The sequence below is a fragment of the Pseudomonas sp. D1HM genome, assembly GCF_019266105.1.
GTDB lineage: Bacteria > Pseudomonadota > Gammaproteobacteria > Pseudomonadales > Pseudomonadaceae > Aquipseudomonas > Aquipseudomonas taetrolens.
Genome location: NZ_LRMN01000025.1, coordinates 107,902 through 125,789 on the forward strand (window position 1 = coordinate 107,902; position 17,888 = coordinate 125,789).

Annotated in this window: 17 protein-coding genes; 13 read left to right on the top strand and 4 right to left on the bottom strand. The window is 58.0% G+C overall.

The window, feature by feature from the left end; genetic code table 11:
• Positions 1–7 precede the first annotated feature (7 nt).
• Both AWM69_RS21245 and AWM69_RS21250 read right to left on the bottom strand, forming a co-directional pair.
• Entirely contained in the window at positions 8–1,198 is a 1,191-nt protein-coding gene (locus AWM69_RS21245; protein WP_047530996.1) for a thiolase family protein, read from the bottom strand.
• Positions 1,198–1,596, bottom strand: a complete 399-nt coding sequence (locus AWM69_RS21250) for a Zn-ribbon domain-containing OB-fold protein (protein WP_218728339.1) — start codon at positions 1,594–1,596, stop codon at positions 1,198–1,200. The genes AWM69_RS21245 and AWM69_RS21250 overlap by 1 nt, the downstream gene beginning before the upstream one ends.
• Before the next feature lie 139 nt (positions 1,597–1,735).
• Between AWM69_RS21250 and AWM69_RS21255 the strand changes: the two genes are divergently transcribed.
• The 4 genes from AWM69_RS21255 to AWM69_RS21270 all read left to right on the top strand — a co-directional run bounded on the left by AWM69_RS21255 (position 1,736) and on the right by AWM69_RS21270 (position 5,627).
• Positions 1,736–2,437: an SDR family NAD(P)-dependent oxidoreductase gene (locus AWM69_RS21255; RefSeq protein WP_047530994.1), complete on the top strand. Its 702-nt coding sequence runs from the start codon at positions 1,736–1,738 to the stop codon at positions 2,435–2,437.
• Complete coding sequence (locus AWM69_RS21260; RefSeq protein WP_218728341.1) at positions 2,434–3,432, top strand: fumarylacetoacetate hydrolase family protein; 999 nt, start codon at positions 2,434–2,436, stop codon at positions 3,430–3,432. The genes AWM69_RS21255 and AWM69_RS21260 overlap by 4 nt, the downstream gene beginning before the upstream one ends.
• A 123-nt stretch (positions 3,433–3,555) precedes the next feature.
• Positions 3,556–4,956: an aromatic ring-hydroxylating dioxygenase subunit alpha gene (locus tag AWM69_RS21265; protein ID WP_047530990.1), complete on the top strand. Its 1,401-nt coding sequence runs from the start codon at positions 3,556–3,558 to the stop codon at positions 4,954–4,956.
• Between the two features lie 95 nt (positions 4,957–5,051).
• Positions 5,052–5,627: an aromatic-ring-hydroxylating dioxygenase subunit beta gene (locus AWM69_RS21270; protein WP_020300786.1), complete on the top strand. Its 576-nt coding sequence runs from the start codon at positions 5,052–5,054 to the stop codon at positions 5,625–5,627.
• 84 nt (positions 5,628–5,711) lie between these two features.
• On the opposite strand, the gene AWM69_RS21275 is transcribed toward AWM69_RS21270, so the two are convergent.
• On the bottom strand, positions 5,712–6,452 hold the full coding sequence (locus AWM69_RS21275) for a DUF2889 domain-containing protein (RefSeq protein WP_218728342.1): 741 nt from the start codon (positions 6,450–6,452) through the stop codon (positions 5,712–5,714).
• A gap of 101 nt (positions 6,453–6,553) precedes the next feature.
• Between AWM69_RS21275 and AWM69_RS21280 the strand changes: the two genes are divergently transcribed.
• Positions 6,554–7,354 carry an SDR family NAD(P)-dependent oxidoreductase gene (locus tag AWM69_RS21280; RefSeq protein ID WP_020300784.1) on the top strand — a complete coding sequence of 267 codons (801 nt, stop codon included), beginning with the start codon at positions 6,554–6,556 and terminating at the stop codon, positions 7,352–7,354.
• A gap of 201 nt (positions 7,355–7,555) precedes the next feature.
• On the opposite strand, the gene AWM69_RS21285 is transcribed toward AWM69_RS21280, so the two are convergent.
• Positions 7,556–9,187, bottom strand: a complete 1,632-nt coding sequence (locus AWM69_RS21285; RefSeq protein ID WP_218728344.1) for an ATP-dependent acyl-CoA ligase — start codon at positions 9,185–9,187, stop codon at positions 7,556–7,558.
• A 184-nt stretch (positions 9,188–9,371) separates the two neighbouring features.
• On the opposite strand from AWM69_RS21285, the gene AWM69_RS21290 reads away from it, so the two are divergent.
• From AWM69_RS21290 to AWM69_RS21325, 8 genes are all read left to right on the top strand, one after another.
• Positions 9,372–10,103, top strand: a complete 732-nt coding sequence (locus tag AWM69_RS21290) for a TetR/AcrR family transcriptional regulator (RefSeq protein WP_218728346.1) — start codon at positions 9,372–9,374, stop codon at positions 10,101–10,103.
• 346 nt (positions 10,104–10,449) lie between these two features.
• Complete coding sequence (locus tag AWM69_RS21295) at positions 10,450–11,514, top strand: amidohydrolase family protein (protein WP_020300781.1); 1,065 nt, start codon at positions 10,450–10,452, stop codon at positions 11,512–11,514.
• Positions 11,514–12,365 (top strand): fumarylacetoacetate hydrolase family protein, encoded by an 852-nt coding sequence (locus AWM69_RS21300; RefSeq protein WP_218728347.1) that lies wholly within the window; start codon positions 11,514–11,516, stop codon positions 12,363–12,365. Before AWM69_RS21295 ends, AWM69_RS21300 begins: the two co-directional genes overlap by 1 nt.
• Before the next feature lie 13 nt (positions 12,366–12,378).
• Positions 12,379–13,281 (top strand): 3-hydroxyacyl-CoA dehydrogenase, encoded by a 903-nt coding sequence (locus AWM69_RS21305; protein WP_020300779.1) that lies wholly within the window; start codon positions 12,379–12,381, stop codon positions 13,279–13,281.
• Positions 13,278–14,453 carry a thiolase family protein gene (locus AWM69_RS21310; protein WP_020300778.1) on the top strand — a complete coding sequence of 392 codons (1,176 nt, stop codon included), beginning with the start codon at positions 13,278–13,280 and terminating at the stop codon, positions 14,451–14,453. The genes AWM69_RS21305 and AWM69_RS21310 overlap by 4 nt, the downstream gene beginning before the upstream one ends.
• A 1-nt stretch (position 14,454) precedes the next feature.
• Positions 14,455–14,958 (top strand): carboxymuconolactone decarboxylase family protein, encoded by a 504-nt coding sequence (locus AWM69_RS21315; RefSeq protein WP_218728349.1) that lies wholly within the window; start codon positions 14,455–14,457, stop codon positions 14,956–14,958.
• Positions 14,959–15,097: 139 nt separating this feature from the next.
• Positions 15,098–16,375, top strand: coding sequence for a cytochrome P450 (locus AWM69_RS21320; protein ID WP_060766155.1), 1,278 nt, complete (start codon positions 15,098–15,100; stop codon positions 16,373–16,375).
• Between the two features lie 113 nt (positions 16,376–16,488).
• On the top strand, positions 16,489–17,796 hold the full coding sequence (locus AWM69_RS21325) for an amidohydrolase family protein (protein ID WP_020300775.1): 1,308 nt from the start codon (positions 16,489–16,491) through the stop codon (positions 17,794–17,796).
• The last annotated feature ends 92 nt before the right edge of the window (positions 17,797–17,888 follow it).

The following is a 17,888-nucleotide window of genomic DNA, read 5'->3' on the forward strand; positions in this document are numbered from 1 at the left end:
CGCGCCGTTACTCGCGAACCAGTAGCAGGCTGCCCCCCAGCGGGCCGCCTCCGGCTGCCACCGTACTGACGCGGTGTTCGCGGGTTTGCCGGCCTTCGGCACGGCCCCACAGTTGCAGGCAGGCTTCATGCACGTAACCCAGGCCGTGGGTGCGTCCGCCAGACAGCTGCCCGCCATTGGTATTAATGGGCAAGCTGCCCTCCAGTGCGATGCGCGTGCCACCCTCGACGAACGCACCACTTTCCCCGGTGGGGCACAGGCCCAGGGCTTCAAGCCAGATCAGGGTCAAGATCGAAAATCCGTCATACAACTGCGCAGATTCAACATCCTGCGGGGTGTAGTCGGTGCGTGCCCACATCATCTCTCCGACATCGAAGGCGGCCATTTTGGTCAGGGAGATCTGATCCCACGACCATGGCTGGTTCAACGCTGCGCCCATGGCCTCGATGCGGATCGGTTTGTTCGGCTGGTCCTGGGCGATATCGCGACGGGACAGGATGATGGCGGTGGACGCATCGCAATGCACGTCGCAGTCGAACATGCGCAGAGGCGTTGAAATCATCCGCGATGCCATGTAGTCGTCCATGCTCATCGGCGTGCGATACAGCGCCTTAGGGTTGCGCATGGCGTTCTGGCGACACGTCAGGGCTATCTGCGCCAGCTGCTCCGGTCGGGTGCCGTATTCATGGAAGTGACGCTGGGCATACAACGCCATCAGGTTGATGCCCGATTGCACATTGAACGGGGTAAACCACTGCCAGGCGTAGCTGCTGTCGCGACCCTGGGTTTTATTGGTCAGTGCGCCGGCCTGTTTGTTGACCATGCGCGCCGACGCTTCGGTGATGGTGCGAAACACCAGTACGTGCTTGCACAGGCCCGCCGCAATCGCCATGGCCCCGTTGATCACCCCGGTGAGCGGGCCGGGCCCTTCATAACCGCCACCGAACCAGTTGACGTTGAGCCCGAGGGCACTCTTCAGCGCACTGGGACCGACCGGTGAAAACGGGTCGCCATTGTTGTTGTCGCCCGGCCAGCAGGCCACGCCGTCGATGTCGCTGCGTTGCAGGCCGGCGTCCGCAATGGCTTCCAGGCAGGCATCCAGGGTCAGGCGCATCGCTGACTTGCTCGACGGTCGCCCGATCTCTGATTGACCGATACCGGTAATGGCTACGTCTTTTTCATAACGATGATCGAACATCACTGATCCTTCTCGAACAGAGGTAACCATACATCCTCGACATTGAGGAAGATGACCCGTACCGGCATGTCGATCTGCACATCCGTGACCGGCATGCCCACCACGTTGCTCACGAACTGCAAGCCGGGTTGCTCAACCAACTCGATGATCGCCACCACATAGGGCACCTCCAAGTCGGGGGTCCAGGGCTGATAGTTGATGGTGAAGCTGAGCACTTTGCCCTTGCCGGACACCGCTTGCGGCGCCACGTCAAAGCTTGCGCAATGCGGGCAGAGCGGGGCGGGCGGGTGGAAATACCGGCTACAGGCCGCGCAGCGATGAACGAGCAGTTCGCCCTGTTGACCGCCTTGCCAGAAGGCGCGGTTGTCGGCGTTGAGTGCAGGCAGTTTTCTAGGCATCAGCGGTCCGCAGGTGAGTGTTTGACTTGAAGTCATACGGTATCATTTGTACATATTTTCTAAAAGTGTCATATATTCATCTGGACAAAGGCGCGAATCGACCGTTCGCGCCGTAAAACAACAACAAGAGGATTTCGCGATGTTCCAATCATTATTGGACAAGAGGGTAGTCGTCACCGGCGGGTTTGGTGCCCTCGGCAGCGCACTTGGCACATTTCTGCTGGCGCGAGGCGCGCGGGTTGCGTTGCTGGATCGCAACGAGGCCCCAGCTGCCTTGCTGGATACGGAAAACCTGCTGTGCCTGGGCGGTGTCGACCTGACCTCGAGCGAGTCGGCCAGCGCTGCGTTCGAGCAGGTCGCGGCGCATTTGGGTGGCATCGACGGTTTGGTCAATGTCGCGGGCGGTTTTGCCTGGGAGACCGTCGAAGGCGGCAGCCTGCTGACCTGGGATCGGCTTTACCAGATGAACGTGCGTACCGCCGTGGTCAGTTCCCAGTCTGCGTTGGCGCACCTGCTGGATTCCAAGGCCGGGCGCATCGTCAACATTGGCGCGCTGGCCTCGGTCAAAGCCGCAACCGGTATGGGGGCTTATGCCGCCTCCAAGGCCGGTGTAGCCCGGTTGACCGAGGCGTTGGCCGAGGAGCTGAAGGATCGTGGTGTAACGGTCAACGCTGTGCTGCCGAGCATCATTGACACCCCCGCCAACCGCGCCGACATGCCTGATGCCGACAGCGGCCGCTGGGTCACTCCGCAGGCGTTGGCGGCGGTAGTGGCGTTTCTATTATCCGACGAAGCCGCAGCGGTAACCGGTGCACTGCTGCCTGTGAGTGGCCGCGTATGAGGCTGGTGACGTATACCGATGCCGAAGGTTTTGATCGCGCGGGGGCATTGCTCAATCGGGACCAGCAGGTGCTCGATCTGCAAAATGCTTACCGCCTGCGAGAAGGTCGTGACAGTGTGGCATTGAGCAGCATTCTGGCCTTGGTGGAGGCCGGTGAGCCGGCGTTGGACCTGGCCCGTGCGCTGGTTACCAAGGCACCCTCGGCGGCGGTGCTGGAGCGTGCCAGCGTGAAGCTGCGCGCACCGATCCAGCCACCTCCACAAATGCGCGACTGTTCCTGCTTCGAATTGCATCTGCGCCAGAGCTTCGCGGCGGCCCGTCGCGCGCGTGCGCTACGTACCGAAGACCCGGAAGCCACGCTGAAAGCGATGAACACTCGTGCTGACGATCGGGTCATCGAGACTTTCAACAAGCAGCCCATCTACTACAAGGGCAACCGTTTCGCGGTGATTGGCATCGACGATGAATTTCAATGGCCGAGCTACAGCCGGGCGATGGATTTCGAACTCGAGTTCGGTTGCTACATCGGTAAGCGCGGCAAGGACATCAGCCGTGAGGCCGCCCGGGCGCATATCGTCGGCTACACCATCTTCAACGACATGAGTGCCCGCGACGCCCAGGCCCTGGAAATGCCCGGCATGCTCGGCCCGGCCAAGAGCAAGGATTTTGATACGGCCAACATTATGGGGCCCTGCCTGGTGACAGCCGATGAACTGGGTGATCCCTATGACCTGAATATGGTTGCCCGGGTCAATGGCGAGGAGTGGGGGCGCGGTAATACCCGTGATATGCGCTGGAGTTTCGAAGACGTGATTGCCCACGTGTCCTGCTCGGAAACGCTGTACCCCGGTGAGTTTCTGGGCTCCGGGACGGTCGGCAACGGCTGCGGCCTGGAGCAATTACGTTATTTGAAGCCTGGTGATGTGGTTGAACTGGAGATCGACGGCATTGGTGTGCTGCGTACTCAAGCGGGCAAGCCATCGAGCAAGGATTAACGCATACGTGAATGACGGAAGAATTCACTTACAAGTAGAAAGTGAATTCTATGTACATAAATATAGAAAGTGTCTTATATTTCGTTGCGACCACTGTCGTGACGCTCTGATCAGGAGGCAATCATGCTAACAAAAACAAGCCCCGTATTGTCTGATGGAACCAAGGTCTCGGACCTTATCTATCCATCCAGCCGTGAAGTACAAATGCGCGTGTTGTCTGACCGCGAAATCTACGAGCTGGAGATGGAAAAAATCTTCGGCAAGATCTGGGTACTCCTGGGTCACGAGTCGGAGATCCCCAATTCCGGGGACTTCATGGTCCGCGACCTGGGCTCCGACTCGGTCATTGTTGCCCGTGGCAAAGAGGGCGAGGTGTTTGTAAACCTCAATGTGTGCCCGCACCGCGGCATGCGCATCAGTACCGCTGATTGCGGCAATACACAAATTCATAAATGCATCTACCACGGCTGGGCCTTCCGCCCGAATGGCGACTTTGTCGGCTCACCCGTCGAGCGTGAATGCATGCACGGCAAAATGCTGCCCAAAGAAGAACTGGGCCTGAAAAAGGCTCGGGTCACGCTGTATGGCGGTCTGGTCTTTGCGACCTGGAATATCGATGGACCATCGTTCGACGAATTCCTGGGCGATGCCAAGTGGTATTACGACATGCTCTTCTGCCGCTCCGACAAAGGCATGGAAGTACTCGGTCCACCGCAGCGCTTTATCGTTAACGCCAACTGGAAGACGGCTGGCGAGCAATCGGCGGCCGACGGTTTCCACACACTGACCCTGCACCGCTGGTTAGGCGAAGTGGGTAACTACGCCAAGAAAGGCGAGGGCGAAACAGCCGACCTCAGCCCGGAAATGATCGGCGTCGAAATCAGCTCGCCGCACGGCCATGCGCTGCGTTGCATCGACCTGGCGCGCAAGATCAAGCGCCTCACCGGACTCGATCCGGCAGAGTTGAGTGTGCAGCAAAAGCTCGAAGCATTGCCGCCTGCCGGCATGACCGCCGACATGGTCGAACAGCTGGCACGCAACTTGACCGAAGATCAGTTGAAAGTGCTCACCAGCATGCCGCCGCAAGTCGGTGGGATGTTCCCGAATATTCTTTTCGGTTTTGTCTACATTCCACAGCCGGATGGCACTGTCGTCGGCTCGATGACCCTGCACGCCTACGTGCCGCAAGGTCCGGACAAGCTCGAGTTCGTCAACTGGGTGTTTGCCGAGAAAGACGCTTCCCCGGAACTGCGCGACAAGATGCTCAAGCAAACCATCCAGCTGTTCGGCACGTCCGGCATGGTCGAGCAGGATGACTCCGATACCTGGCCGCACATGACGCTGGCTGCCAAGGGGGCGATGGGCCGCAAGAGCACGATGAAATACCAGGCAGTCTTTGAAACCGGAGCACCGGAAGGGTGGCCTGGCCCCGGCATCGTCAACGAAGGTTTCACCAAGGACGATACCCAGTGGCACTGGTGGTTGTACTGGCATGAGCTGATGACCGCATCGGACGAGAAATAAGCGTTCGCCAGTCCTGGTTCGACAGCGATCCTAGCGGGCCGCAGTCGCCGGTAACAGCATTCACGAGTACAAGAATAAAAGTTAAGGAGTTACTCATGGCTCAGGTTCAACAACGCGGTGTGGAGGATATCCAGCCGGGTTCCCCAGTCGGTACCAAGCGAGTACCGGTGGGTTCGCCGATTTACAACGATGTGGTGACCTTTCTCTACGAGGAAGCCACGCTGCTCGACCAGATTCGCCTGCAGGAGTGGGCCGAACGCCTGGACACCGACCTGGTGTACACCGTGCCGCTGCGCCAGACGCGCTTGGCCGCCGAGTTGAAAACCACCATCGTGCGCAGCGTTCAGCATTACCACGATGACTACCGCTCGATCATGGGCCGAATCCTGCGCCTGTCCGGCAAAAGTGCCTGGGCGGAAGATCCTCCTTCGCGTACCCGACGTCTGGTGACTAACGTGTTTGTCGAAGAAACCGACAAGAGCGATGAGTTTGTGGTGACCAGTTACCTGCTGCTGACCCGTAGCCGTTTCAAAGATCACCATGTCGACATCATCAGTGGCGAACGGCGTGATGTGCTGCGTCTGAGTGAGGCGGGATTCAAGCTGGCGCGGCGCGAAGTCATCATCGACCAAGCGGTGCTTGGAACGCCAAATCTGGCCGTCTTCCTCTAGGCATTATCGGCGGTCTGGTTCGAATCCGGATCGCCGGGCCTTGCGGGTGATGGTCGCGCGGCTTTTGATATGGGAGCCGTGTGACTATTGGTGCTGCCTAAGCCACTCCTGGTCCTGGGCGCACAATCTGAACTGTTCATTGCTGAAGTCCAGCGTCGAACCCTTCATGCGCAGTGCCTGTTCCGCGCGTTCGGGTTGTTGGCTGTAGCAGCGGCCGGTGTTCAGGGCATGAATCTGCTCGTCGAGGTTGTACGCGCGGCCCATCGAAATCAGGGTGCAGCGGCGAAGTAAAAGAGCCGCTTCGGCGGCTTCTTCATTGAGGGCATTCAGTGCCCAGCGTGCCATGCCTTCGCGAAGATTGATGCCGCAATAGGGTGAGGGTCCTTCAATCATGGTGCCGTCTACTTCCCAGGTCAGGTCTTCATTGCCATCGCGTACCAACGTAGCGCGGGTGCGGTTGTCGATGCGCTGGCCCACGCTAATGTCATAGCGGCGCTGGCGGGTGCCACGTGCGGCAGCAGCAATGGCGAGCCCCGCGAGATCGAGCAAGTGGGTGCATTGATGACTGGCGTCGGTCTGCCGGGTGACTGAATGGGCTATCCGGTCCAGCTTCATCCCCCGCAATTGCTGTAATTGATTGCAAGCCTGCGGGCACAGGGAATAGGGATAGCGCAGCGCTTCACCGCCAATGGCGATGACTTCACCTGCGCGGTAGCTGACCCACACCCGGAAGTGGTGGAAGTCGTCTTCCAGAGCGGCGCGAGCTTCGCCCGTGCCATTGGTATGCTGAGCAATGATGTCTACGCGGCGACGAAATGCAGTCATCCTCAATATCCTTGTTTCAATGCTGTTCAGGCTGACGAAATAAGCTATATTTGAACACTATAACCAAAAATGTTCACTAAAAAACAAGAAGTGGAGTGACTATGGCACTGCTAAATGAACAGGTTGCGCTGATTACTGGCGCAGGTGGCGGAATCGGCCGCGGCATTGCGCTGAACTTTGCCAAAGAGGGCGCTGCCGTGGTGGTCGCCGAGCTGGATGTCACCAGTGGCGAGGCCGTAGTCGCCGAACTCAAAGCGCTGGGTGCCCAAGCGGTGTTCATCAAGACTGACGTGTGCAGCAAGGCCGATATCGAAGCCGCCGTGCAATTAGCCGTTGATCAATTTGGTGGCCTGGACATCCTGGTTAACAATGCCTTTGCACCCACCCCTAATGTCCTTCTGGAAGAAAAAACCGACGCGATGCTGGAGCAAACCCTCGGCTCTACGGTGTGGGCGGCCTGGTGGGCGATGAAAGCCGCACTGCCGCATATGAAAGCGCGGGGCGGTGGCAAGATCATCAACTTCTATTCAATCGATATCGAGATCGGCGCCTGGCTGCACGGCGATTACAACACGGCCAAGGCAGCGATCGTCGGGCTGACTCGCAGCGCCGCCTCTGAATGGGGGCGGTTCAACATTCGAACCAATGCCATCGCACCTACCGCGATGGGCGCCACCTTCCACAAACTTGCCGCAGAAAACCCGGGCTTTGCCGAAATGTCCGCTTCAATGCGTCCGCTGGGCCGCTGTGGCGAGCCTGAAGCCGACATTGGCCCGGTGGTGGTATTCCTCGCGTCGGAGATGTCGCGCTTTATCACCGGCGAGACCATTCACGTCGACGGTGGCCTGCACCTACCCGGTTACAACTCCCGCCCCAAAGGCATTCCCGTGCGCGAGTATTGATTTCACACGATTAATGCAGGAGCGAGCTTGCTCGCGATGGACGTTAACGATAACGCGCACGTTCTGGTAAAACGCGTTGTCCTTGAGTTCATCGCAAGCAAGTTCACTCATACAAAGGCGACACCAGGCCCAAGAGACGCGAAAGCCCGCTTCAAAGCGGGCTTTCGGCGTTGGATGGCCGACACATGCCAGGTAGTACTGTTACTTTTTGGACACCACGATCGATGTGGTTTCCAGATCCCAGGTGGCGTCGGTTTTACCTTCATCGCGCAGCAGATACTTCAACACCCGGCCCTGCGGGTTTTTCGGCAAGCTACTGCGAAACTCGATGTAGCGCGGCAAGGCATAGTAGGGCACCGAGTCGGTGGCCCAATGGAACAGTTGCTCCGGCTCAAGCGTCACGCCTTCATGCAGCACGGCAGTCACCTTCACATCATCCTCGCCTTTATCTGAAGGCACGGCATGCACCGCCACTTCGGCCAGTGCCGGGTGAGAAGCAAAGGCTGCTTCCATTTCAAAGCTGGAAATGTTCTCCCCCCTGCGACGCATGTAGTCCTTCTTGCGGTCGACAAAGTAGAAGAAACCAACATCATCGAATTTGCCAACGTCGCCGGTGTGGAACCACATATTGCGCATCAGCTTCTGGGTATCCTCCGGACGACGCCAGTAGCCCTGGAACATGATGTCGGGACGGAGCGGGCGCACCACGATTTCGCCAGGGGAGTTGGGCGGCACTTCCTGATCGAGGTCGTCGACGATCCTTACGTCAAAATCTGCAATACGTTTACCCGACGAGCCGGGCGCAGCGTATTCCCCGGCAGCCAGCGAAGTGATAACGCAGGCTTCGGTCAGGCCATAGCCGTTGCCGCCTACCAGCTTGGTGCCGAAGCGCTCGCGCCAGATATTTTTGGTTTCTTCGGTATAAGGGTTGCCACGGGCGGTATGGATCTGCCCGACGCAGCGCAGCATCGCTTCGTTGTCTGGCGCCTGGGCGAGGAGGCCGCCCATGCCACCCAGGATCGAGGCAATGGTCGCGCCCGAGCGCTCCACTTCCGGCCAGAAATTCGAGACCGAGAATCGCGCAAGAATGGCGGCGCGCGCGCCCACCAGAATGCTGGCAATGATCGATACACACAGCGCATTCATGTGAAACAGCGGCAGCGGCGTGATGGTGACGTCGTCGGCACTGGCCGGACCGGCACGTAGTTGCAGGCGCGCCAGATTGCACATGAAGTTGTAGCTGATCATGCAGCCCTTGGAAGGGCCCGTGGTGCCCGAGGTGTAAATCAGGCAGGCAAGGTCTGAAGGTCGCGGTTTATTGGCGAGTGGGGTGGCGTCATGGCCACGCCATTCATCCAGTGGCGCAATACGAATCGGGCAATCAGGAACTGCCTCGAGGGTGCTACGGTGAAGAATGTGGTGTACGTCCTGCAGTTGTTCGGCGAGTGGTGTGATGCGCAGCAGGTAGGCCGCTTCGCAGATCACCACCGAGGTGCCGGTATCGGCGATCTGATGGCGGAGGAACTCGCCCTTGAGCGCGGTGTTGATCGGCACACTCACGGCGCAGAGCTTGTTGATGGCCAGCCAGGTGGTGACGGCATCGATGTTGTTATCCAGCATCGTCAGCACGGTTTCACCGGCCTTGACGCCCAGGGTGGCAAGTGCGTTGGCCATCTTGGTGGAAAGTGAGTCAACCTGAGCATATGTGTATAACTCACCGCTGAAATCCAGCAATATTTTGTCTGGATGCCTTGCTACCGCACGATCTAACGCATCAATGACAGTGTCTCGTTCTCCCACTGTCCAAGTATCTGGATTTCCACTGCTACCCATCAGTTTTCTCCTTTTAGGCACCCATAACCGGTCGGGTTGCCTGATTTTATTTTGAAGAGAGAATTCGATTCTAAATACAAACTCATCAAATGTCTTTAGCAATAAGTTGAACATATAGTGTTATTTATGCACAGATCCTGTGGTAACGTTGCACAATCTTTACTCTTCATGAGCCCGTCACGCCATGCCAAAAGTCGCATCCAAGAAAGCAGAGGCGCCTGCGCCGGCTCCCAAATCCAAAAAAAATGCGCCATCTGAAGCAGGGGCGAGCCCGGCTAAACCCGTAGAGCGACGTGCTGCTGCCAACTCAGTGGCAGGCACCAAGGTAAAGCCGAATCGCCGTTCGGAAGAAACCATTGCCAACATCCTTAAAGCCACTGAAGAAGTCGTGCTGATGTCTGGCGCGGATCGTATTTCGATTCTGGATGTGTGCCAGGTAGCGGGCGTTTCCCGTGGCACCTTTTATCGCTATTTCGCCTCGCAGGAGGACTTGTTGGACACCTTTTCGCGCCACAAGCGCGAAAGTTTTCACAGCTCGCTGTCCCAGGAGCTCGGTCACATCAGTGATCCGGAATCGCGCTTGAATGCGCTATTTGCCTATCTCGATAACTATCTAGAGCAAAGTCGGGCTCGTCGTCTTCTTGTGGTTGCGCCCGACTACGCGCTGGGCTTCTTCCGACGGATTTTCCACGATTCGATCGTGCGCTTTCAGGATGGCCTGGGCATCGTTTTCGACGACTGGGACGAACGCCTCGGGGTGCGTCTTGACCGTGAGCTGATCTGCGAAATGATCATTCGTTACGTGTTGAGCGAAATCCTCGTGCCAGAAGCCGCAGGGCGTCGATTGTTCCCGGTCCGGGTGAAAAAACTCCTGGGCGCGCTGATCATGGGTTCTACCTCGCGCACCCGCCGCTGACCTTAAAGAACTACCCATCGCGCTAAACAAAGCCCCCGTTTATCGGGGGCTTTGCGTTTTCGTACGCGAACTTTCTGCCACCTGCATTCCATTCTTTTTCAAGGCTGACTCGTAGTTTTTAACCTCGCAAAGCATTTTTCGACTCGGGTTGAGGGCTCTGGGTCAGGCCTCTCCGCGCGCCAATAAAATAAATTGAACAGTATTTTGATTTCTGCTCAATTTAATCTTAAGATCTGGTCTTAGCAGTGAGCCGTCGGCTTCCCCTTTTCGCGGCAATTTGATCCAGGCCGCGTGAAAGCACCGCGTAAATAACCAACAAAAAGTGCCAACTTCGAGGTACCTAAACATGCTTATCGATCTTCACGCCCACGCACCGCACCCTGGCTATTACAACCAGCACCCTCACTGGGGGCCGTTCTTCGAGCAGCACGCCGATGGCGATATCAAGCTGCGTGTAGGTGACTGGATTCTCGGTCTTGGGTCGCCAGAGCGTAAGGCTGCCGTGCGCTCCGGCAAGGGTCCCAAGCTTGAAGAGTATTTTGCGCGCTGGGCTGATCCGAAAGTACGCTTGGCTGGCATGGACGCAGCGGGACAGAATTTGCAGGTCGTTTCCGTCCCATCCCACTGCTACATGTACTGGACCGAAGCCGAATTCGCCGTACCTTTCGCCCGCACCGTCAACGAGACACTCGCGGAATACTGCTCCGCGGCCCCTGATCGCTTGATGTTCTGGGCTCACGTGCCTTTGAATGCGCCAGAAGCGGCGGCGGCTGAATTGCGTTACGCCTGCACCGTACTGGGCGCTAAAGGTCTGGTTGCTGGCGGCGCCAACTTCGGCGGCCTGGAGTTCGATTCGCCGGAACTCGACGTGGTGTGGAAAACCCTCTGTGACCTGGATCTGCCGATGTTTATTCACGGCTACAACCAGTCGGTCACCTGGGGCAAGAACGCCAACGACGACCGCTACGAAACTACCGCGATCGTGGGTATGCAGTACGACGAAAGCCGTTGTTTCTGGAACCTGATTTGCGGCGGCGTGCTGGATCGCTTCCCCGACCTTAAGGTGTACATCACCCATGGCGGCGGCTATGTCCCGTACCAACTCGGTCGTCTGGCCAAGACCAACGAGAACCTCGACGTCAAATACAACAAAAAGCCGCTGCTCGAGTACATGAAAAACTTCTACTTCGACGTTGAGCTGCATGAAGTACCGATGCGCCAAGCCTTGGTCGATATCATCGGTGCAGACCATGTGCTGTACGGCAGCAACTTCGGCGGTAGCGATGCCGTGCGTCACGACCTGACCCATGGCCTGAAGTTGTCCGACGCCGACTTGCGCAAGATTCGCTATGAAAACGCATGCCGCTTGCTGCACATCGATCCTGCCAAGTTGGGCAAGGTAGGTGCCTGATGAAACTGGCGCGATGTGAGTATTTTGAAAAGGACGTTTTTTGGGCGGTGGTCGATGTCGCCCAAGATCAGGTGACACCGATTTCCGGCAATTTCAAGGATTGGGCGCCCGGCGTGGCTGCCGGACGCGGCATCAGTTCGTTGCGTTTCGCCAGGCCTGCGCTGCCACTCTCCAAAGTGCGCCTGCTGCCACCGATAGAACCCGTCAACCGGGTGGTCGTGGCAGGCGCCAATTACGCCAAGCATTTGGTGGAGTTTGGATTGAGTGCGCCGTCCCAGCCAGTCGCCTTTCTCAAGGCTTATGGCGCGCTGATTGGCGCCAATGACCCGATCCGCTTTCCACCGTTGACTGAGGAGCTCGATCACGAAGTTGAATTGGTGGCGGTCATCGGTACTGACGAGATTGACCTGGAAAACCCGCTCGCTTGCGTGCTCGGTTACACCGTTGGCAATGACGTCAGCGCGCGAGACCTGCAGCGTAGCGGGCCGGCGGGTATTGGCATGGATCTGTTCGCGGCCAAAAGCCAGGATCAGACCACCGGGCTGGGTCCCTGGATCGTCACGAAGGATGAATTTCCGCAAGGGTCACCAACGCTGCGCCTGACCTTGAAAGTAAATGGTGAAACGCGCCAGGACGGCTCCACCGGCGAAATGACCTGGGGTGTTGATCATCTGATCCGCTTTGTCCAGCAGCGCTCGAGTTTTGCCTGTGGCGATGTGTTGTTCACGGGTTCGCCGGCGGGAGTGGGGATGGGCACCGGCCTGTTCCTCAAGGAAGGCGATGTGGTCGAAGCCAGCGTCGAAGGCATTGGCACGTTGCGCAATGTGGTCAGTAAAAAGAACCGCGCCTAATCGAGAGCCAAACATGAACGCCAATAAAGAAAAAGTAGTCGTCGTCGGTGCGGGTCTGATGGGCACCGGTATTGCGCATGCGTTCGCCAGCTCCGGTTTCAGTACGTTGTTGGTCGATACCAATGCCACCTCCCTGACAAACGCCAGGACGAGCATCGAAAAAATCCTTGCCGATGGCGTGCGCCTGGGCAAAGTCAGCGAAGAAAAAGCCCAGCAATCGTTGGCCAATCTACTGACCTGCAGCGACTTGACTGAAGCAGCGAGTGGCGCCAATTGGCTGGTTGAGACGGTCTCCGAGCAGTTGGCAGTGAAGAAAGCGGTGCTCACGCAAGCGGCGCCACTGCTGGCACCGGACGCGATTATCGCGACCAATACGTCGGCCCTCAGCGTGACCGAAATTGCGGCGTCAGTGGAGTGTGCAGATCGCGTGATCGGCATGCACTTCTTCAACCCTGTGCACAAAATGAAACTGGTGGAGCTCGTGCGGGGGTTGGCTACCAGTGATGAAGTGGTGAATCGCACTCGCAACCTGTGCGATCAGATCGGCAAAACCTCCATCATCGTCAATGAATCGCCCGGACTGACCACCAGCCGCATGTCCGCACTATTGGGCAACGAGGCGATGTGGATGCTGCAGGAAGGCACCGCGACCGCCGAAGACATCGACACGGCACTACGTCTGGGTTTCAACCATCCGATGGGCCCGTTGGAACTGGGTGACCTGACCGGTTGGGATACGCGGCTGTCTGTTCTGCGTTATCTGCACCAGACCTTGGGCGAAAAATTTCGGCCCTGCCCACTGATCATCAAAATGGTCGCTGCCGGACGATTTGGGCGCAAGTCGGGGCAGGGGGTTTACCGCTACGAAGACGGTAAACAAGTACCGGGTTCAGGGCTCAAGGCGAGTGCGTTATGAAAGACATCGTCATAGTTGATGCGGTACGCACGCCAATCGGCAAGTTCCGCGGCAGCCTGGCCGGCGTGCGCGCCGATCACCTCGGGTCGCTGGTGCTCAGTCACTTGCTGGAACGGGTCGATGTGTCGCCGACGTTGGTCGACGATGTGATATTTGGCAATGTCACGCAAATTGGCGAACAGTCCGCCAACATTGCCCGCACGGCCTTGCTCGGCGCCGGTTGGCCGGTCAGCGTGCCGGGGCTGACCATCGATCGTAAATGTGGTTCGGGCGAAGTGGCCGTGCATTTGGCCGTTGGTGCTATAGCGGCGGGTTCCGCTGATATCGTGGTGGCGGGTGGCGCGGAAAACATGAGCCGCGTGCCCATGGGCAGTAATCGTGAAATCCACGGCGAGGCGTTTGGCTGGATGGCAGCGCAACGCTATGAACTGACCAGTCAGGGCGAGGCTGCTGAGCGTATCGCCGACAAGTGGGCGCTCAGTCGCGATGCGCTGGATGATTTCGCTTTTGCCAGCCATCAGCGCGCTGCCGCGGCGTCCGATGCCGGTTATTTCGATAATGAAATAGTGCCGGTTGCGGTCGAGGAGCTACGTGAGCAGGTGCTGACGGAGCCAGCTGTTGTGTTGCGCCACGATGAAACCATTCGTCGTGATACTTCGCGGGAAAAGCTGTCGACGCTTAAAACCAGTTTTCGTCCGGATACCGGCCGCATCACTGCTGGTAACTCGTCACAGATCTCCGACGGAGCAGCGGCATTGCTGTTGATGAGTGCCGAAACCGCGAAAAAACTCGGGCTCAGGGCTCGAGCGCGGATTGTGGCGTTCACAACCGTCGGTTCCGATCCGACATTAATGCTCACCGGCCCGATTGCTGCCACTCAAAAGGTGTTGAGCCAGGCTGGGCTGAACATCAACGACATCGACTTGTTCGAGGTCAATGAAGCGTTTGCCTCGGTGCCGCTAGCCTGGATGCAGGAGACAGGTGTGCCGCACGACAAATTGAACGTCAATGGTGGCGCCATTGCCCTCGGTCATCCATTGGGCGCCAGTGGTGCACGATTGATGACCACGTTGTTGAACGAGCTTGAACGCCGAGGCGGGCGTTTTGGCTTGCAAGCCATTTGCTGCGCCGGCGGTATGGGCACGGCGACCATCATCGAACGGCTCGATTGAGATGGCACGCCTACCGCTGATCCCGCTGGATGCCATGCCGTCTGCGTTGCAAGACGCGGTAGAGCGGGGCCGGCGCAGTCGCATGCTCAGTTCAACGACGCCGGTGCAGGTCTGGGCTCACCGACCCAAGGTAGCCCTGGCCTGGCTGGGTTTGATGGAGAGCCTGCACAGCGACAGCCTGCTTGATGAGCGTTTGCGCGAGTTGGTGCGGCTGAAAATCGCCAGCATCACCACTTGCCAGGCCTGCCAACTGGCGCGCAAGTCCGACGCAGTGACGGAAGAGGATATTGCGTGCATGGCCACAGACAGCGAGTCCTTCACGCCAGTCGAACGTGCCGCGTTGCGTTATGCCGAATTGTTTGCCAGCGATTACCTGGAGATCGACGACACGCATTTCTTGCGACTCGGGGAGTTTTTCTCTGACGCCCAGGTGGCAGAGCTGGGGCTGTACTGCGCCCTGATGTTGGCGGGTGGCCGCATGGCACTGGTGCAGCAGGCCTACTGACACGTCTCGCAGCACAAATAGTTGATCGAAATATTAATAAGTGTCCAATACAGATCTAGTCAGGCCTATTATCAGTCGGAAGGTATGGCCTTCAGCAGCTGCCTGACAAAAAATAATGACAAAAATAGCGGAGACGATCATGTCCACACCGGCACAGAACGACCTGACGAAGGCTTTCACCGATGTAGCCAGTAATTATCGCGGTACCAGCGATATCGACCTGCACGCGACCTACCGCGATATGCGCGCCAATTCGCCTGTGCTGCAAGGCAACTTCATGGCGAGTCTGGGCGTGCCGTCGATTGCCGGCCTGGATGCCAGCCGGCCGACCTTCACACTGTTCAAATACGACGATGTCATGGCGGTCATGCGTGACGCCGGCACCTTTACCAGCGGTTTTATCGCCGAGGGGCTGGGGGCGTTTTTCGATGGTTTGATCCTTACCGCAATGGACGGGGATGCTCACAAGAACATCCGTAACCTGCTGCAACCGGTATTCATGCCCGAGACGGTGAATCGCTGGAAGGAAACCAAGATCGATCGGGTGATTCGTGAGGAGTATCTCAAGCCGATGGTGCCGGCCAAGGGCGCCGACCTGATGGACTTTGCCCTGTATTTTCCGATCCGGGTGATTTACTCGTTGATCGGCTTTCCCGAGGATCGTCCCGAGCAGATCGAGCAGTACGCGGCCTGGGCGCTGGCCATCCTGGCGGGCCCGCAAGTCGATCCGGAAAAAGCCGCCGCGGCCCGCGGCGCCGCCATGCAGGCCGCTCAGGCTCTATACGATGTGGTGAAAGTGGTGGTGTCCGAGCGTCGCGCTGAGGGCGCATCGGGCGATGACCTGATCAGCCGGCTGATCAACGCGGAGTATCAAGGACGGTCGCTGGACGATCATGAAATCGCCACTTTTGTACGCTCACTGCTCCCGGCTGCCAGCGAAACCACGACTCGCACCTTCGGTACCTTGATGTCGTTGCTGCTGCAAAATCCGGATGTGCTGGAGCGGGTGCGTAATGACCGAAGCCTTGTAAACAAGGCCATCGACGAAGCGGTGCGCTTCGAGCCTGTGGCCACTTTCAAGGTGCGTCAGGCCGCCAAGGACCTGGAGATTCGCGGTGTAGCCATCCCCAAAGGGGCAATGGTGCAATGCATCGTGACCTCAGCCAATCGCGACGAAGATGCATTCGAAAACGCCGATAAATTCGACATCGACCGCAAGCCCAAACCTTCGTTTGGTTTTGGCTTTGGCCCACACATGTGTATCGGTCAATTCGTGGCCAAAACCGAGATCAACTGCGCACTGAATGCAATCCTCGATCTGATGCCCAACATCCGTCTCGACCCTGACAAACCCGGGCCGCAGATCGTCGGCGCACAGCTGCGCGGTCCGCACTATCTGCACGTGCTGTGGGACTGATGGGGGGATGCATTTGATTTAATATGAACAGATTCAAAAAATGTGTTTAATTAAGTCGAGATGTGCACTATGATTCAGGCACAACAACAAGCCCGAATGCGAAGGGGAAAACAATGAAAGTTGAAGATCTGATTCTTGTCAGTGTCGATGACCACGCGATCGAGCCGCCGAATGCTTTTGCTCGCCACATGCCTGCCCGCTTCAAGGGTCGTGAGCCGCATGTGGTCAAAAAGGGTGATCGTGATGTGTGGGTCTTCGAGGAACAGGCCACTGGCTACATGGGCCTCAATTCCGTGGTCGGTCGACCAAAAGAGGAATACGGCATGGAGCCGCTGGGCTACGAGCAAATGCGCCGTGGCACCTGGAACATCAAGGACCGCGTCGACGACATGAACGCCAACGGCGTGCTCGGTTCATTGTGCTTCCCCACCTTCCCGGGCTTTGCCGGGCAACGTTTCCAGGTACACGCTGATCGCGACGTGTCGATGGCGGCCATCCAGGCCTACAACGACTGGCATTTGCACGACTGGTGCAACGCTGCGCCAGGCCGCTTCATTCCGTTGATGATCGTGCCGTGGTGGGACATGAAAGCCGCTGCTGCCGAAGTCGAGCGTCTGGCCAAACAGGGCGTGCACGCACTTTCGCTGTCGGACAACCCGGCTATTCATGGCTACCCGTCGATCCACAGTGATTACTGGGACCCGCTGTGGAAAGCCTGCAGCGATAACAAGGTGGTGATCTGCTGTCATATCGGTACCGGCGTGAAAGCTCAACATGCTTCGGATTTGTCGCCTATCGACGCCTGGATCACCTCCATGCCGATTTCCATCGCCAACTCCGCCGCTGACTGGATCTGGGCGCCGATGTGGAAGAAATTCCCGGACCTGCGCATGGCGCTTTCCGAAGGCGGCATCGGCTGGATTCCTTATTTGCTGGAGCGTGCTGACTTCACCCACCGTCACCATAACGCGTGGACCAATTCAAACTTCGACGGGAAGATGCCTAGCGACATCTTCAACAAGCACTTCATCACCTGCTTCATTGAAGATAATTTCGGCCTGAAGAACCTCGATTATCTGAACGCCGAGATGGTCACATGGGAAAGCGATTACCCGCACTCCGACTGCACCTGGCCGAACTCGCCAGAGACCGCGTGGGAAGGGTTGCAGCACCTGCCTAAAGAAATGATCGACAAAGTCACTCACTTGAACGCCATGCGTGAGTTTTCCTTTGATCCGTTCTCCATCCATGGTCGGGAAAACTGCACCGTCGGCGCGCTGCGGGCTCAGGCCACGCACGTCAGCATCGAGCCAGCGCTGGGCTTGGGTGGTGCCGATCACGGTCGCCACGACAACAAGCCGGTCACCTCCGGCGACATCAATGCGATGTTCGCCGAGGCTGACGCGCAAACCGCGTTGTAAGTTGCCGCTGTTCCTACAGTCGCCGGCCAACGGCGACTGTGGAGCGGTTGCCGTTCTGTGGTCGCTTCGTTCGAAGCGATTGCGCCTGTGTT

Bases quoted from the DNA above. Each gene is read 5' to 3' on its own strand.
- AWM69_RS21245 (WP_047530996.1), bottom strand. From the start codon at position 1,198: ATGTTCGATCATCGTTATGAAAAAGACGTAGCCATTACCGGTATCGGT.
- AWM69_RS21250 (WP_218728339.1), bottom strand. From the start codon at position 1,596: ATGCCTAGAAAACTGCCTGCACTCAACGCCGACAACCGCGCCTTCTGG.
- AWM69_RS21255 (WP_047530994.1), top strand. From the start codon at position 1,736: ATGTTCCAATCATTATTGGACAAGAGGGTAGTCGTCACCGGCGGGTTT.
- AWM69_RS21260 (WP_218728341.1), top strand. From the start codon at position 2,434: ATGAGGCTGGTGACGTATACCGATGCCGAAGGTTTTGATCGCGCGGGG.
- AWM69_RS21265 (WP_047530990.1), top strand. From the start codon at position 3,556: ATGCTAACAAAAACAAGCCCCGTATTGTCTGATGGAACCAAGGTCTCG.
- AWM69_RS21270 (WP_020300786.1), top strand. From the start codon at position 5,052: ATGGCTCAGGTTCAACAACGCGGTGTGGAGGATATCCAGCCGGGTTCC.
- AWM69_RS21275 (WP_218728342.1), bottom strand. From the start codon at position 6,452: ATGACTGCATTTCGTCGCCGCGTAGACATCATTGCTCAGCATACCAAT.
- AWM69_RS21280 (WP_020300784.1), top strand. From the start codon at position 6,554: ATGGCACTGCTAAATGAACAGGTTGCGCTGATTACTGGCGCAGGTGGC.
- AWM69_RS21285 (WP_218728344.1), bottom strand. From the start codon at position 9,187: ATGGGTAGCAGTGGAAATCCAGATACTTGGACAGTGGGAGAACGAGAC.
- AWM69_RS21290 (WP_218728346.1), top strand. From the start codon at position 9,372: ATGCCAAAAGTCGCATCCAAGAAAGCAGAGGCGCCTGCGCCGGCTCCC.
- AWM69_RS21295 (WP_020300781.1), top strand. From the start codon at position 10,450: ATGCTTATCGATCTTCACGCCCACGCACCGCACCCTGGCTATTACAAC.
- AWM69_RS21300 (WP_218728347.1), top strand. From the start codon at position 11,514: ATGAAACTGGCGCGATGTGAGTATTTTGAAAAGGACGTTTTTTGGGCG.
- AWM69_RS21305 (WP_020300779.1), top strand. From the start codon at position 12,379: ATGAACGCCAATAAAGAAAAAGTAGTCGTCGTCGGTGCGGGTCTGATG.
- AWM69_RS21310 (WP_020300778.1), top strand. From the start codon at position 13,278: ATGAAAGACATCGTCATAGTTGATGCGGTACGCACGCCAATCGGCAAG.
- AWM69_RS21315 (WP_218728349.1), top strand. From the start codon at position 14,455: ATGGCACGCCTACCGCTGATCCCGCTGGATGCCATGCCGTCTGCGTTG.
- AWM69_RS21320 (WP_060766155.1), top strand. From the start codon at position 15,098: ATGTCCACACCGGCACAGAACGACCTGACGAAGGCTTTCACCGATGTA.
- AWM69_RS21325 (WP_020300775.1), top strand. From the start codon at position 16,489: ATGAAAGTTGAAGATCTGATTCTTGTCAGTGTCGATGACCACGCGATC.